The organism is Pseudomonas asturiensis (assembly GCF_900143095.1).
Classification (GTDB): Bacteria; Pseudomonadota; Gammaproteobacteria; order Pseudomonadales; family Pseudomonadaceae; genus Aquipseudomonas; species Aquipseudomonas asturiensis.
In genome coordinates, this window is sequence record NZ_FRDA01000018.1 from 22178 (window position 1) to 35837 (window position 13660).

The following is a 13660-nucleotide window of genomic DNA, read 5'->3' on the forward strand; positions in this document are numbered from 1 at the left end:
ACGATTGTTTACTTGATCAGCGTCACCGGCACCGACGCTTCATGAATGACTCGCGTGGCGACCGAGCCCAGCAACAGGCCCGTCATGCTGCCCAGCCCGCGAGTGCCCATGACCACAGCGTCACAACCGAGCTTCTGCACCTGCGCCTCTACCTGCTCGGCGACATTGCCAAGGTCCACATGAGCCTGAAACCGTGTTCCAGCAGCGGTCAGCAGTTCGATGGCGTCGTCGAGCACGCGCTTGCCCTCATTGTTCAGACCCGCCTTCACCCCCTCGATCATGTCCGGCGCCAGATAGTCGCTGTAATCGATCGGGCTGGCCTGGACATTCAACAGATGCACCTCAAGCGGCTTCTTGAGGTCGGCGGACAGCTCAATGACATATCCGAGGGCCCGCATGGCGTGCTCGGAACCGTCGAAAGGAACCAGAACTTTATGCATGACAGCTTTCCTTGTTGGGTTATGCCGTCAACATAGCCCGAGCCGAGCGGCGCAGCCACTGGAAAGAGTGGTTGTTTTGATCCAGAGCAGACGAGCGACGCCTGAACTGACAGGCGTTGCTCTGCATGTGCTCATTATCCGCCGTGATCAACGACCTTCTAGAAACGCAGCCGCCTGATCCAGCAGCATCAGCGGGTTCTCATGCTTGTGGATATCGACCGAGAGCAATTGACGGAAACGCCGCGCGCCCGGAAAGCCCTGAGCCAGTCCGAGCACGTGCCGGGTCACATGATGCATATTGCCGCCACTGGCAATGTGCGCCTCGATGTAAGGGCGCAACGCCTCCAGCGCCTCGGCACGGCTGATGACGGGCGCGGTGCTGCCGAACAACTGTCGATCCACTTCTGCCAGCAGATACGGGTTGTGATACGCCTCACGTCCCAGCATTACGCCATCGAACGTACTCAAATGTTCATGGCACTGTTCAAGCGTCTTGATGCCGCCATTGAGGACGATTTCGAGCGTTGGAAAATCCTTTTTCAACTGCGCGACCACGTCGTAGCGAAGCGGCGGAATATCCCGATTCTCCTTCGGCGAAAGACCTTCCAGAATCGCAATTCGCGCATGCACCGTAAAACTCTCACAACCGGCCTCATGCACCTTGCCGACGAAATCACACAGCTGCTCATAACTGTCACGCCCGTTGATCCCGATACGGTGCTTGACCGTGACCGGAATACCCACCGCATCGCGCATGGCCTTCACACAATCGGCCACCAGCTCCGGATGCCCCATCAGGCAGGCACCAATCATGTTGTTCTGCACCCGATCACTCGGGCAACCGACATTCAGATTGACCTCGTCATACCCCACCCCTTCAGCCATCCGCGCACACGCCGCCAGATCCGCCGCCGTGCTACCACCCAATTGCAGCGCCAGTGGATGCTCAGTATCGTCATGCTTGAGAAAACGGGCACTGTCGCCGTGCAACAAGGCACCGGTGGTGACCATTTCGGTGTAGAGCAAGGCGTGCTTTGAGAGCAGCCGCAGGAAGAAGCGGCAATGGTGGTCGGTCCAATCCATCATCGGCGCGACGGAGAAGCGGCGGGACAGCGCGGGCCTTGTGGGGCGGGGGTTTGGGGCGATATCTGGTTGCATAATCATCAGTCGATTTTTAGCACTTTTGGGCTGTTTTGGCCGTTTTTTAGCCTCAGTGCTGACACTTAGCACCGCAAAAAAACTTTTAGCACCGAAGGAGCAAGATGGGGGCGATCACCCAACGGAAGAACAAAAAGGGTGGAATCAAGTACACCGCACAAATCAGGCTCAAGCGCGCAGGGGGCGTAGTTTATCAGGAAGCGCAGAGATTTGACCGCAAGCAGATCGCTCAGTCATGGCTCAAGCGTCGGGAAAACGAGCGGGCAGAATCTGGGGCGATTGATCTTGCCGACTAATAAGAGCGCAACCATCACTCAGATGATCGCAGAAGATGGATTTTCGGAAGTCCACGGGTTTGGAGTAGAGGTAGATCGTGTACCCCCGGGCATCGGTTACCGCGACCGCCTGCGGCAAACCCGTGCCGGCGACGATGATCTGAAGATCCCGAACTGCGCCAAGGAAGCTACTTCCCAGACTTCCTGGAACCACGCAGAACGGCTGAGAAGGCGATGGCGGCAGTGATTCAGGAAGCCTATATCCAAGGCGTTTCTGAGCGCTCGGTCGACGGGTTGGTCAAAGCCATGGACATGACTGGTATCTCGAAAAGCCAAGTGTCCAGACTCGCGACCGAGATCAACTAAACGGCAAACTCAGTGGCCAGAGCCATTGATGAGTTACAGCACTTCCGGAGACACGATTCACTCTCCATTTTCTAACGAAATATCCTGTGTGACGCCCATAGCCAGGACGACTTAGTGCATTCACAAACAACGTGACACAGGCGGACTCCGCTCAATAACATCACACTGCTTGTTACCGCTGCCCCTCCCCGACACTCAGAAATAAGCTCGCCCCTTCCTAAAGCTTTTCAGTCTCTCGTCGATAAAAGTACTGCGCAAAGGCAAAAGCTCTTGTCGCCGGCGAAGGCCAGGCAACGCAAAAACAGGCGAGGAACGGCCGGGGTCGCTTTCGACTTCAGGTGTTCTAAATAAGCACTCCGAGCCTGTTTTAACGCAGCATCACCACGCTCAGCCACTTTTCGTACAGCGCCGACTTCCAAAGGAGAGAGAGTGCCTGCGTTTCGAACTGTGGCGACGGGTAGGACTTGCGTCACCATCGATCCTGTAGCAAACGCTGCTTTTGCATGAATCTCACCGGGTTAGCCACGATGACAAATTATCCCACTCCCGCCCGTGAGGCCGAGCGCATTCAGGAGCTGGACACTTTCAACCTGATGGACAGTCCCGCAGAGCACGAATACGACCACATCGTTAAGATAGCGTCGAACATATTCGACGTGCCCATCGTCTTGATTTCGTTAGTCCACGCTGACCGGCAGTTCTTCAAGTCCAGTGTAGGTCTTGATGTGTGTGGGACAGATCGCGAAGTTTCCTTTTGCACCCACGCAATTATGGGGAATGATGTATTTGTTGTTCTCGATAGCCTGCAGGATGAACGTTTTTACCTCAACCCGCTTGTGCTGAACGCCCCCCATATACGGTTTTATGCAGGCGCCCCGTTAATCAGCTCCAGTGGCCATGCGCTGGGGACCTTGTGCTTGATCGATCAGCGTCCAAGAAGCGAATTTTCACAGCGTGATCGACTGATACTCAGCGAATTGGCAACGGTGGTCCTTGAGCGCATGGAGGCGCGTCGCTCGGCGTCCGAAAGTCATAGAAGCCGCATGCGCTTTATGAACATAACGTCCACCTCGCCTGACGCGATCATCTGCTCCGATAGCAAAAACAAAATCATTTCGTGGAACACTTCTGCGCAGAAAATGTTTGGCTATGACGCTGAGGAGGCTTTAGGCCAGGCCCTGGACCTGATCATACCTAAACGTATGCGTCCCGATCACGCTGCGGGCTTCAGTCGAGTGGTGTCAGGCGGGGCGCCGCATATCATTGGTACCTCTGTAAATTTGATGGCGCTGCACCGTGACGGCCATGAGCTGCCCATCGAACTGTCCCTGTCACGCTGGACCGATGCAGGCGAACAACAATTCGGCGCGATCATTCGCGATGTCACCAATCGTGTAGAAGCAGAGAAGCGGCTTAAGCATGCAGCCGAGCATGATCAACTCACGGGCTTGGTCAATCGCTCTGCGCTAATGCTACGGTTGCACGAGGTCTATGAATCCAAGGCGACCGCAACGATTCTGTTGATTGATCTGGATGGCTTCAAGGACGTCAATGATACCTTGGGACATGCCACTGGAGATGGTGTGCTTCAAGTGATCTCACAGCGTATTAGTGACCACGTACCTGCCCGCCATTTGGTGGCGAGGCTCGGCGGTGATGAGTTCGTCGTGCTGATGTTCGATACAGCAGACAAGGCCAGCGCGGTCGCCTTTGGCCTTGAACTGATTACACTTATCGAAGAGCCGATAGAGGTCAAAGATGAGGCAATCTATATCGGCGCCAGCATAGGCGTATCGGTAGCTGAATGTGCTGAAGATCAAATGCTTGAAAATGCAGACCTGGCACTTTATCAGGCCAAAGCAGATGGCAGACGCCTGGTAAGAGTGTTCACTCCCGAACTACGGCAGACGGCGTCTAGAAATGTAGCACTGAGTTCATCAATGCGTCAGGCGTGGGAAAATAAAGAGTTTGAACTGTACTACCAACCTCAAGTTGATTTGAGCGATGGTCGTATTTCAGGGGCAGAGGCTTTGATTCGCTGGAATCATCCGACTCAAGGCGTTATGCCGCCATCGGTGTTCTTACGCGCACTGGAGTCGAGCTTGCTGGCCGCCCCGGTCGGCGAGTGGATATTAAGAACAGCGTGTCAGCAGGCGGCCCTGTGGCAACGCACTCATGCGAAGTTTAGAATGGGGGTCAACTTATTTGCCGCCCAGTTTCGCATGCGCGACTTCTCGGACGTGGTGGAGCGGGCGCTGAGCGATTTCGGCCTGCCCGCCAGTTCGCTGGAGTTGGAAATCACCGAAAACACCATTTTGCGTAATGAGCAGCGAATCATGAAGCCACTGCATTACCTACGGTCCATGGGCGTGGGTATTGCATTTGACGATTTTGGCACTGGCTACGCCTCCCTAAGTCTGTTGAAGGATTACCCTGTCACCCGCTTGAAGATCGACCGTTCCTTTGTCAGTGGCTCGGAGTTCTGCAATAAAAACGAACTCATTATAGAAACGGTCGTCAAGCTGGCGTCTGGCTTCAATCTTAAGGTTACGGCAGAGGGTATTGAAACCCAGACACAGGCAGACTTGATGCGCCACTTTGCCTGCGATGAAGGGCAAGGTTATCTCTATGGTCGCCCCATGACGGCAAGTGAATTTACCGCGCGGTACATATAAACATTGGCGCCTTCGTGGTCTGGACGGCGCTACACCGTCTTTTCCAAAGCAAGGGGTCCATGAATACTGCACGGCGTTTGTTGCACTCGAACACCTGCCAACGGCGACATCCGTTGAAGACGTACGAAGCCTTGCTGCCATGGGACTGATCCCGCACCGCCTCGCCTGGCCGAGCGCGCCAACCGGTTCAAGATCGGTGGGGTTTATAGCATGCTTACTATGTAAGACATATGGATATGCGTATATTCGACTGCGCATATCCATAGGTTCCCACGATGATTGCCCCTCCTGACTTTTTCAAATGCATGGCCGATGAGACTCGCACCCGAGCCACGCTGCTCATTGCCAGCCACGGGGAGCTTTGTGTCTGCGAGCTGATGTGCGCCATGGGTGACAGTCAGCCTAAAATCAGCCGGCATCTCGCTCAGTTGCGCAGCAGTGGGTTGCTTCTGGATCGGCGACAGGGGCAATGGGTGTACTACCGCCTCAACCCGAATCTTCCTTCGTGGGTCAATGAGGTTTTACAGGTGGCCCTGCGGGGAAATGCCGAGTGGCTTGAGGTCAACTCTGCCCGTTTGCGGAACATGGATGGACGGCCTGTGCGAGAAACTGCCTGTTGCTGACCCTCCCGGTGTTACTGATCACCCTATCGGCCTGCGCACTGCGCCTGAGCCTCTAAAGCCCGCATCGAGCGCGGCAGGAGCTATCCATGCGAGTTCTGTTCATGTGTACGGCCAATAGTTGCCGGAGCATTCTTTCCGAAGCGATGTTCAACCATCTGGCACCGGCAGGTTTCGAAGCGGTGAGCTCCGGAAGTTTTCCCAAGGGGACGGTGCTGCCGCGCAGTCTGACAACCCTGGAGCGCGTAGGTATCCCGACAGAGGGATTGAGCAGCAAGGGCAATGACGCTTTCGAGGATTGCCCTCCGGATATCGTCATCACCGTCTGTGACAAGGCAGCGGGTGAGTCTTGCCCGGTCTGGTTTGGCCCGGCCATCAAGTCCCATTGGGGCCTTGCAGACCCCTCAGACGTCAAGGGAGATGAAGCGCAGGTCGATGCCGCCTTTACTGAAACCCTGACTCGTATCCAGCAACGCTGCCAGGCGTTTTTCAGTCTCCCTTTCGACAACTCCACACGCGATGAAATCAAGCGAGAGCTTGACCGTATCGGTACCCTTTAAGCAGGAAGACAGATGACAAACTCACTGCCCAATCTTGACTCTGGATTGTTCGACTCCAATCCAGTCACCACTGACTCGGGTGTCCATAAACCCCGTATTCTGCTTCTCTACGGATCAACCCGTGAGCGCTCTTTCAGCCGTCTCGTGGTGGAGGAAGCCGCTCGCCTACTGGAGCACTTTGGCGCTGACACCCGGATATTCAACCCTTCTGGCTTGCCCCTCCCGGACGACGCGCCAGTTGACCATCCCAAGGTGCAGGAGCTTCGAGATTTGATGCAGTGGTCGGAAGGTCAGGTCTGGTGCTCCCCGGAACGCCATGGTGCGATGTCGGGCGTATTCAAGGCGCAGATCGACTGGATACCACTGGCGCTTGGCGCGGTTCGTCCCACTCAGGGCAAGACGCTCGCAGTGATGCAGGTCTGCGGTGGTTCTCAGTCGTTCAATGTGGTCAACCAGCTACGCGTGCTGGGCCGCTGGATGCGCATGTTCACCATCCCGAACCAGTCCTCGGTCCCCAAGGCCTACATGGAGTTCGACGATAACGACCGGATGAAGCCTTCACCCTATTACGACCGGATCGTCGATGTGATGGAGGAATTGATGAAGTTCACAGTCTTGCTGCGCGACCAGAAAGATCATCTGGTGGACCGCTACTCAGAACGCAAAGAGTCCGCCGAACAACTGTCTTCCCGAGTCGATCAGCGGTCGATTTAAGGCCGTAACGTTCAAGGAAAGAGAGTCGCACCTCTGTTCATCTGCGATACGAAGGCGCACTCAACGGCAATGGCTGCGGGTTGGCGATGACCCAACAGACAGCCAGTTCACAGAGGCGATCGCTGTGTTCGGCAGGATCGGTGCCGTTTTTCAGTTCAGCCGCGAGCGTGCGGGCTTCGGCCAGTTCCAGATCACCTAAGGGCACGGCACTGCCGAAATGCCCTACAAGCGCATTCAGCATTTTTTTGAAATCGGCGTCCCAGTTGGCCGAGCCGTTGCCGTTGATCTCTCTAGAGAGGCGACCACTGATGCGGATGACTTCACCCTGCACCGTCGTTGCGGCTCCAGAGGATGGCACCAGCAGTTCCCACAAGTGCTGATGCTGGGCAGGCCAGTCACCTGCCGCCACGACTATCGCAGCCTGACCGTCGTGGAGGGTGCGGGCGGCAACTGGGGTGACATTGAAAAGGCGATAGAGCGTGGCAAGGCCAGCGTCGGTTGCCTCCAGGTAATCAGGGTTGAAGCCGGCCCGGCTGAATTCGAATCCACGGCCAATACGCTGCACCTCGGAACGCATGGCATCCTCGATTTGCGAACCTGCGTCCAACAGGATCTGAGCAATCTTCGCAGTGGCCGCAATGTCGGCGTTGGACGTTGTGATCAGTGCGAGGTGCAACAGGCTGTGCCCCTGCCGGGTTCTGATCTCTGTATTGGCGCCTCGGCGGATCAGGGCAGCGAGTGCATCGGCCTTGTGACTCTTGACCGCAGCGTGCAGCGGTGTCTCGTCCTGGTAATCCTGAGCCTCGATATCGGCCCCTAGATCCAGCAGCAAATCGACACCACCTTTCCAGCTCGAACTGCGATGGTGCAAGGCCGTTCGCTGATAGTGATCACGGGCATCAATGTCCGCGCCCCGCTCCACCAGCCAGCGAACCAGATCATCGGGGCAATTATAGAAACCCAGCGCGGTGCTTTTGCTGTAACCACCGGTGGCTTCGAGCTCGCACGCATCGAACACTGCGATCAACTCGGCAAACGAAGCGCTGTCCAGCAGTTGACCGAAATCCTTCGGAAGTGTCTTTCTTTTACGCTTACCCATCGCGACGGCCATCATCCTGATCAAGAGTTTTTTCATCATAGAACCAATACGTTTTTGATAACAGCGACCTGAAAGGATGTGACTCACTGAACGAAGTATCGATGGTCTGTTTGATTTCTCGGACATCCGGCCTGCCATTGAGACTCAGGCTAGGCGACATGGACAGCTCACAACCAGTCATTTTCACACTAGAGGTCTGTTGTTCGATCCAGGTCAGTGGGAGGTCAATTGAATGGCAGCCTGATCAGGGGCATTATTCCCGGCCCGATCTGATCGACTTAGCATAAAAAGGAGCCTCACCGACAATGATCGTCAGCAGAAAAATCAGCGACCCCATACGCGTTAATCCCGCTCGATACGAGCAGTGGGAATCATCCGACAAAGGTTTAATCCTTTGCTGGGAAACCAGGCGACAGCTCGCAAAACTCAACCACGACCTCGCAGCCCAAGCTATTGCTGGAGAGCTTCCTGTGCTGGGATGGAAAGGCGGGTCGGATCGTGCACTCAAGAAAAAATCTAAATTTGGCTCTTTGAGGTACCTCGCTCAGTGGCAAGGACTCAGGGGCGATGATCTTCACGTTGATTTATCCGCCGAGCGTACGTTGAAATGTACGAAGACCGGCGTATCCGTTACGTTCACCAAGGACGCTACGAAATACCAGAATCAACGCGTTAACAATAAAGACAGCAAGGAAAGCAATCATGACCGACATTCATCAGGAATTTCAGAAGAGTCGCTTTTTCCATCAGGAAAGGATTGACCGAAAATCAGTCGAGGCGCTGATAGGCATCTCGGTGGGCCTGATGGCTGACAATCAAATCAATCAGAGTGAGGCCCAGTTTCTCCAAAGCTGGATCGAAACCAATCTCACTCATTTGGATGATCCGGTTGTTAACCTTCTTTTCCGACGCCTCAACGACATGTTGAGCGACGGCGTCCTCTCTGCGGACGAAGCAGAAGAACTCATGTCATTGCTCAGGCAGTTCACAGGCGTCTCACCTGCCAGCAAGGCTCCAGCGTTGCGCGTTTCTTCCCTTCCTCTTAATGATCCGCCCCCCATCATCGACTGGTCAGATCGTACCTTCATGCTGACCGGCACCATGGCCTACGGTCCGAGGAGATCCTGCGAGTCCTTGATCGTCGAGCGCGGCGGCTTGATCGGAGCCGGAGTGAGCAAGAAGGTGCATTACTTGATTGTTGGAAGCATCGGTAACGAACAATGGCTGCATAGCAGCTATGGCACGAAGATCAAACGTGCGGTGGAGCTACGGGAAAGTGGTATTCCTATAGCCATAGTGAGCGAGGACCATTGGCAGAAAGCTCTTTTTGGATAATCACCTTCAATAACATAAAGCAATAAAAAACGCCTTGGTCTTCAATACCGATCAAGGCGCCTGCAACATTGATCAACGTAGAACTTCTTTGGCAACTGCAATTATCAAGGATGTCATTAACACCGTAAAACACCTACCACACCTCAGCAGGACCAACAGGAAAAAACATGTCTGAGAGATTAAAAAATTTCGCAAATATCATGACCAAGCCCAGGCTAAAAAAACTGGGTGTAGACCACCAGAAAGATATAAAAATCAGTCCAATACAAATCTTGATCCGTGGCGTCGTCGCTTTGCTTACGGCCTCATGGATCGGCTCGCTTGCCTTTTACCTATTCGTCATATTCATGCGAGAAAACAAGCTGTTCTCCTATGACTTCTTTAGAGAAGGCCTGTTTGGAATGTACACATTCTTTATTGCATCTTCCATCTTCATAATCCTTATGTCTTTACTATTTTACGGATTCCTCATACCGGCGAAACTCGGACTTACTGAATTAAGAAGAGACCAAAAGAACACCATGCGATGGATCACATGGTTTGGTTTCTTAATATCGTGCGTGATGCATTCTATACTCTTCAGCGTCGCCGCAGAGGCCCAAAAGCTAAATATACTGTTATGGCTAATGGCTATAGCCATCACATTCTGTATGTTTTTCTGTAGCTTCGTGGGACATAACCTTAAGAAAAATATTCAAGACTGGCTTTCTCCAGTGATTTTTGTCGGGCTGACAGCCTTACTGCCTTTCGCCTACCAAGACGTAACGGCCGAAGTGGTAGCCATGGGCCTCAGAGACTTTAATGTTGGAGGAAATAAAAACATTCTGATATTTCAAGACGGTACAAAAGAGCCAATCAAAGGCAAACTGACGTTGCTGAGCCCTCGAAATGCCTATCTAAAAGACAGGAGTGGAAGATTGAAAATAATTCCAATTACTGACAAAACAACCCTGGAAATCTGGTGAGCCCGCCATACCCATTATCTCGACATCATCGACAGTACATCCACATTACCGCCGATGATTGCAAACATTCCTCCCTACCTGGCTCCTCTAGCTATCCGTGAACAGCCCAGCCATGCTTACACATCCCGTACAGCCACCTCCTGGCTCACGTTGCCATTTAAACTGGCCGGGGCATAATGGGCTGCCAGTTTGAGCTATTACTTCTAATACCATACGCCCCACCCATTAAAGACTCGCTTGCAGCTCTGCCAGCCTGTCTTCGCTCTTGTGCGATTCTGGATTGCAAAATCTCAAATTTTGATAAAGACCTGCTGCTGTCCTGAGCAGCGAATGTTGAAAAATCCTGGGCTGGATTCCGCCCGACCGCCTCTCGCCTCAATGCCTTACGTTTTTCACTTAGCATTTGTTTTGCAGATTTCGCATAGCGGCGGTGGTGGGTAAGCAGTTCCTGTGTCGAGCCTTCCAGAACGTGACGCTCACGCGGTGTAACCGCCAGAAGGTCCTCAGGCAGCGCCTTGAGCGGCGGCGAATCGTCAACATGGGCAATGAGCCGCTCAGGATTTCTTCCGGCTTTAACAAGGGCAGGCGCTTTTCGCGTCAATCTTGGAGCCAGAGCAGCCGAGCGCGGCGAGCGACCAATCAAGCGCAAAAACCTGGACGCAGCGTTCAAAACGATTGAAGAAAAGATATGTCCGTCCGGGTCTATGCGATTAACCGGATCCGCCCCACAGTACACGTAAGCATTAAGAGCGCCTTCATCAAACGGGCTGAGACTATCCGGATTATTGAATCGCATCAGAACGGGGTTGAATGCTCGGTAACCGTTCCCCAACAAATAGTGGCCGGTCACAGCATCAGGACGCTCCCCAGCAAAGCGTAGCAGGCCACCTTGATTGATCGATGAGTCATGGTGTCCATAAGGCGTGTAGCTAAAAACAGCTGAGCGAAGCTCGAGCTGAGTATGCAATACAGAGTTTTGCCCATCAGTCGTCGTTAACAGATGAGCGATTTGGGTACTTCCCTGATCGCGGGAGCGCTCCGCCAGCAGAACGTCTTCGTAACGAACCACCGTACGAAGACGTTCTGAACCAACTTCGTTTACCAAGCGATTTTCAAGGTAAAACCTCTGACAAATGTTGCCCGATTCGATGCTACTGATCAGTCTGTCGAGCGCGTCATAACGGTACGCACATAACACCGTTTCTGGATCATCAGTTTTGAATTTCATATCGCCCTGCCCGCCTGAACGCCAACAAAAAATCATCATTGCCTGACCGACAGTCTTTGCACACTGGCACATCTTATAGGGGCATTAACGAGGCTATGAGCGATAACATCAAGCGAATCGCTGGGCGCGATATCAGACGCGACTACAAGGACTGCGAAGTCCTTGCGACTTATGACGATTCAAAACACCTGCCCCAGGCACGGCAGGTATCCAGGCACTCAAAAACGCTTAACACTCTGCGTCACCACCCCCAAAATAATCAGGTCATCATTATCCGTCACATGCAGCGACGGGTAATCCTTGTGGCTGGACTCGAGAATCACAACGTTCCCGCGCATGTGCAAACGCCTGCACACCTGAGTCTTGTTGAGCGAAGCGACGACGATGTCACCGTGCTCGGCGTAGCGCCCCTTATCGACAATCAGCATGTCGTCCTTACTGACGTGTTCGCCCTGCATGCTGTCGTCCTGGATCGCCGCAATGAAGAAGTGCGGCTCACGCACTCCGCAGAGCTCGGCCATCGAGACATGCTTTTCGATCACGGGCGATTGCGAGCCGATGGACGACATGGAGATCATGGGAAGCTTGATGCCCCCTGCGGACAAGGGGCCAAGGAATGTGACACTCATGATGCAAGCCTTTTTGTGATTAACTGTATGCATATACAGTTAATCGCGCATCAGGCTCGAGGTCAACCGGGAACGTCAGAAATGTGGACAGATGGTGTCAGGGTCTGGACCCCGAAAGCTGCTGGATCAGCGCCACCGTCAGGTAAAGCCTGGGCGCAATGCTCGACAGTTCAATGTACTCATCATCGGCGTGCAAACCGGCTCCGACGACCCCCATCGTCTCAAGCACCGCCGGCTTGGCGCTGCCTGGCACGTACGCATAGCCTGCGTCGGTGCCGAAGCGCATGGCGATCGGTTCGATGTTGCGGCCAATCTTTCCATAAAGCGCCTGGGCGGTTTTTGCCAGTTGCTCGGAACCAGGATTCTTCGCCAACGGCGGGCGACCTTTTTCCAGGCGCACTGTCACTTCGGTGCCATCAATGAGCTTCTTCTGCACGATACGCTGAGCGTCGGCCAGTACGCGGTCGCTCTCGCTCAGGTCGGAGTAACGCATGTCGGCTTCGGCCGAGGCGCTGGACGGGATGATGTTGCGTTTCTCACCCCCTTTGATCAACGTCCAGTTGACCGTTGTGCCTTTGGCTGGATCGCCGAGATCCTTGAGTTGCAGCATCTGGTGTGCCAATTCGATTGCAGCATTGCGCCCGGCTTCCGGCGCGGAGCCTGCGTGTGAAGACTTGCCTTTCACATCCAGCAGCACACCGTTGATGCCGTTGGTTGCGACTGTGACGGCGTCCTTGTCCGGTGGTTCGTAGGAAAATACGTAGTCGTGCTCACGGGCGAGCTCAGCGATGACTTTTTTCGAACCGCTGGAGCCGGTTTCTTCATCCGGGTTGAATAGCACGGTAAGCGTGCCGAAATCCTTGAAGCCTTGGTCCTGAAGCAATTTCAGCGAGTGCAGGATCATCGCCACACCACCTTTGGCATCGGCAACGCCTGGGCCGTAAGCGCGCTCGCTGTCCTGCTTGAACGGACGTTTCTCGGCAGTGCCCGGGCCGAAGACGGTGTCGTAATGGACCATCAGCAGAAAGGATCGCGTGCCACTGCCCTTCAGCGTGCCGACAATGTTGTCACCGGCGGAGGGCGACGCAGGCGTGGTGGTGACTTCAGCTCCCAACGCTTTCAGGCGTTCGACCAACAGCGCGCTGACGGTTTTCAAGCCAGGCGCCTGACCTGTACCGGTGTCGACATCCACCAGTTCCTTGACGGTCGCGAGGTAGGCTTTTTGCTCGGCTTCGGCTTTTTTCAGTAACTGCTCGGGCGGCAAATCCGACGCGAAAGCGCCGAAAGACAGGATGGAAAAGGCGATGACACTCGCAATCGATGTACGTCGGAATTGCATGCTGGTTCCCTCAGATCATTGCGGCTTGAGGCCACATCTTCACGCAACCGGCCCCACAACACCACTCCCGGACGCCTGCGCGACGGCCACAGGCTTCAAATGCAAATATGTATATAAATGTAACTGAGAGTAATTAGCATTTAGTTAATTGTGAAAAAATTGTTAGGATCCTGCGACCAGTCCACCGGCTGATCACAAACCTCTGGCGCCCCGTTGCTCACGTATTTCGCCATTTTCCAAAGGCTCAGGCCCACCGT

At 54.2% G+C, this 13660-nt stretch carries 14 protein-coding genes and 1 pseudogene; 9 read left to right on the forward strand and 6 right to left on the reverse strand.

Annotation, left to right across the window (positions count from 1 at the left end; genetic code table 11):
- Window positions 1-8 precede the first annotated feature (8 nt).
- Both BUB69_RS23690 and dusA read right to left on the reverse strand, forming a co-directional pair.
- Window positions 9-440 (reverse strand): universal stress protein, encoded by a 432-nt coding sequence (locus BUB69_RS23690; RefSeq protein WP_073171409.1) that lies wholly within the window; start codon window positions 438-440, stop codon window positions 9-11.
- Window positions 441-587: 147 nt separating this feature from the next.
- A complete protein-coding gene (dusA, locus tag BUB69_RS23695) occupies window positions 588-1598 on the reverse strand; it encodes a tRNA dihydrouridine(20/20a) synthase DusA (protein WP_073171412.1) in 1011 nt (336 codons plus the stop codon).
- A gap of 104 nt (window positions 1599-1702) precedes the next feature.
- Between dusA and BUB69_RS23700 the strand changes: the two genes are divergently transcribed.
- The 6 genes and pseudogenes from BUB69_RS23700 (at window position 1703) to arsH (ending at window position 6808) form a co-directional block, all read left to right on the forward strand.
- Window positions 1703-1894 (forward strand): hypothetical protein, encoded by a 192-nt coding sequence (locus BUB69_RS23700; RefSeq protein WP_073171415.1) that lies wholly within the window; start codon window positions 1703-1705, stop codon window positions 1892-1894.
- Between the two features lie 94 nt (window positions 1895-1988).
- Window positions 1989-2236, forward strand: a pseudogene (locus BUB69_RS23705) (transposase); the annotation flags it as partial.
- Window positions 2237-2766: 530 nt separating this feature from the next.
- Window positions 2767-4914, forward strand: coding sequence for a putative bifunctional diguanylate cyclase/phosphodiesterase (locus BUB69_RS23710; RefSeq protein WP_073171418.1), 2148 nt, complete (start codon window positions 2767-2769; stop codon window positions 4912-4914).
- Window positions 4915-5189: 275 nt separating this feature from the next.
- Window positions 5190-5537 carry a metalloregulator ArsR/SmtB family transcription factor gene (locus BUB69_RS23715; protein WP_073171420.1) on the forward strand — a complete coding sequence of 116 codons (348 nt, stop codon included), beginning with the start codon at window positions 5190-5192 and terminating at the stop codon, window positions 5535-5537.
- Window positions 5538-5623: 86 nt separating this feature from the next.
- On the forward strand, window positions 5624-6094 hold the full coding sequence (locus tag BUB69_RS23720; RefSeq protein WP_073171423.1) for an arsenate reductase ArsC: 471 nt from the start codon (window positions 5624-5626) through the stop codon (window positions 6092-6094).
- Window positions 6095-6106: 12 nt separating this feature from the next.
- On the forward strand, window positions 6107-6808 hold the full coding sequence (gene arsH, locus BUB69_RS23725) for an arsenical resistance protein ArsH (protein WP_073171426.1): 702 nt from the start codon (window positions 6107-6109) through the stop codon (window positions 6806-6808).
- Window positions 6809-6845: 37 nt separating this feature from the next.
- On the opposite strand, the gene BUB69_RS23730 is transcribed toward arsH, so the two are convergent.
- Window positions 6846-7907: an ankyrin repeat domain-containing protein gene (locus BUB69_RS23730; protein ID WP_073171673.1), complete on the reverse strand. Its 1062-nt coding sequence runs from the start codon at window positions 7905-7907 to the stop codon at window positions 6846-6848.
- A gap of 305 nt (window positions 7908-8212) precedes the next feature.
- Here BUB69_RS23730 and BUB69_RS23735 point away from each other — a divergent pair, with 305 nt between their 5' ends.
- The 3 genes from BUB69_RS23735 to BUB69_RS23745 all read left to right on the forward strand — a co-directional run bounded on the left by BUB69_RS23735 (window position 8213) and on the right by BUB69_RS23745 (window position 10207).
- Complete coding sequence (locus tag BUB69_RS23735) at window positions 8213-8668, forward strand: hypothetical protein (RefSeq protein WP_073171429.1); 456 nt, start codon at window positions 8213-8215, stop codon at window positions 8666-8668.
- Complete coding sequence (locus BUB69_RS23740) at window positions 8610-9242, forward strand: BRCT domain-containing protein (RefSeq protein WP_073171432.1); 633 nt, start codon at window positions 8610-8612, stop codon at window positions 9240-9242. The genes BUB69_RS23735 and BUB69_RS23740 overlap by 59 nt, the downstream gene beginning before the upstream one ends.
- 167 nt (window positions 9243-9409) lie before the next feature.
- The gene (locus BUB69_RS23745; protein WP_084537162.1) at window positions 9410-10207 is read left to right on the forward strand and encodes a hypothetical protein; all 798 of its coding nucleotides are present in this window, start codon (window positions 9410-9412) and stop codon (window positions 10205-10207) included.
- A 157-nt stretch (window positions 10208-10364) separates the two neighbouring features.
- Here BUB69_RS23745 and BUB69_RS23755 read toward each other — a convergent pair whose 3' ends face one another.
- The 3 genes from BUB69_RS23755 to BUB69_RS23765 all read right to left on the reverse strand — a co-directional run bounded on the left by BUB69_RS23755 (window position 10365) and on the right by BUB69_RS23765 (window position 13403).
- Window positions 10365-11435: an RHS repeat-associated core domain-containing protein gene (locus BUB69_RS23755; RefSeq protein ID WP_073171438.1), complete on the reverse strand. Its 1071-nt coding sequence runs from the start codon at window positions 11433-11435 to the stop codon at window positions 10365-10367.
- A gap of 218 nt (window positions 11436-11653) precedes the next feature.
- On the reverse strand, window positions 11654-12064 hold the full coding sequence (locus BUB69_RS23760; protein ID WP_024694388.1) for a LexA family protein: 411 nt from the start codon (window positions 12062-12064) through the stop codon (window positions 11654-11656).
- Window positions 12065-12161: 97 nt separating this feature from the next.
- Window positions 12162-13403 (reverse strand): M20/M25/M40 family metallo-hydrolase, encoded by a 1242-nt coding sequence (locus BUB69_RS23765; protein ID WP_073171441.1) that lies wholly within the window; start codon window positions 13401-13403, stop codon window positions 12162-12164.
- Window positions 13404-13660: the final 257 nt, after the last annotated feature.

Coding starts and splice junctions, on each gene's coding strand:
- BUB69_RS23690 (WP_073171409.1), bottom strand. CDS start 440: ATGCATAAAGTTCTGGTTCCTTTCGACGGTTCCGAGCACGCCATGCGG.
- dusA (WP_073171412.1), bottom strand. CDS start 1,598: ATGCAACCAGATATCGCCCCAAACCCCCGCCCCACAAGGCCCGCGCTG.
- BUB69_RS23700 (WP_073171415.1), top strand. CDS start 1,703: ATGGGGGCGATCACCCAACGGAAGAACAAAAAGGGTGGAATCAAGTAC.
- BUB69_RS23710 (WP_073171418.1), top strand. CDS start 2,767: ATGACAAATTATCCCACTCCCGCCCGTGAGGCCGAGCGCATTCAGGAG.
- BUB69_RS23715 (WP_073171420.1), top strand. CDS start 5,190: ATGATTGCCCCTCCTGACTTTTTCAAATGCATGGCCGATGAGACTCGC.
- BUB69_RS23720 (WP_073171423.1), top strand. CDS start 5,624: ATGCGAGTTCTGTTCATGTGTACGGCCAATAGTTGCCGGAGCATTCTT.
- arsH (WP_073171426.1), top strand. CDS start 6,107: ATGACAAACTCACTGCCCAATCTTGACTCTGGATTGTTCGACTCCAAT.
- BUB69_RS23730 (WP_073171673.1), bottom strand. CDS start 7,907: ATGGGTAAGCGTAAAAGAAAGACACTTCCGAAGGATTTCGGTCAACTG.
- BUB69_RS23735 (WP_073171429.1), top strand. CDS start 8,213: ATGATCGTCAGCAGAAAAATCAGCGACCCCATACGCGTTAATCCCGCT.
- BUB69_RS23740 (WP_073171432.1), top strand. CDS start 8,610: ATGACCGACATTCATCAGGAATTTCAGAAGAGTCGCTTTTTCCATCAG.
- BUB69_RS23745 (WP_084537162.1), top strand. CDS start 9,410: ATGTCTGAGAGATTAAAAAATTTCGCAAATATCATGACCAAGCCCAGG.
- BUB69_RS23755 (WP_073171438.1), bottom strand. CDS start 11,435: ATGAAATTCAAAACTGATGATCCAGAAACGGTGTTATGTGCGTACCGT.
- BUB69_RS23760 (WP_024694388.1), bottom strand. CDS start 12,064: ATGAGTGTCACATTCCTTGGCCCCTTGTCCGCAGGGGGCATCAAGCTT.
- BUB69_RS23765 (WP_073171441.1), bottom strand. CDS start 13,403: ATGCAATTCCGACGTACATCGATTGCGAGTGTCATCGCCTTTTCCATC.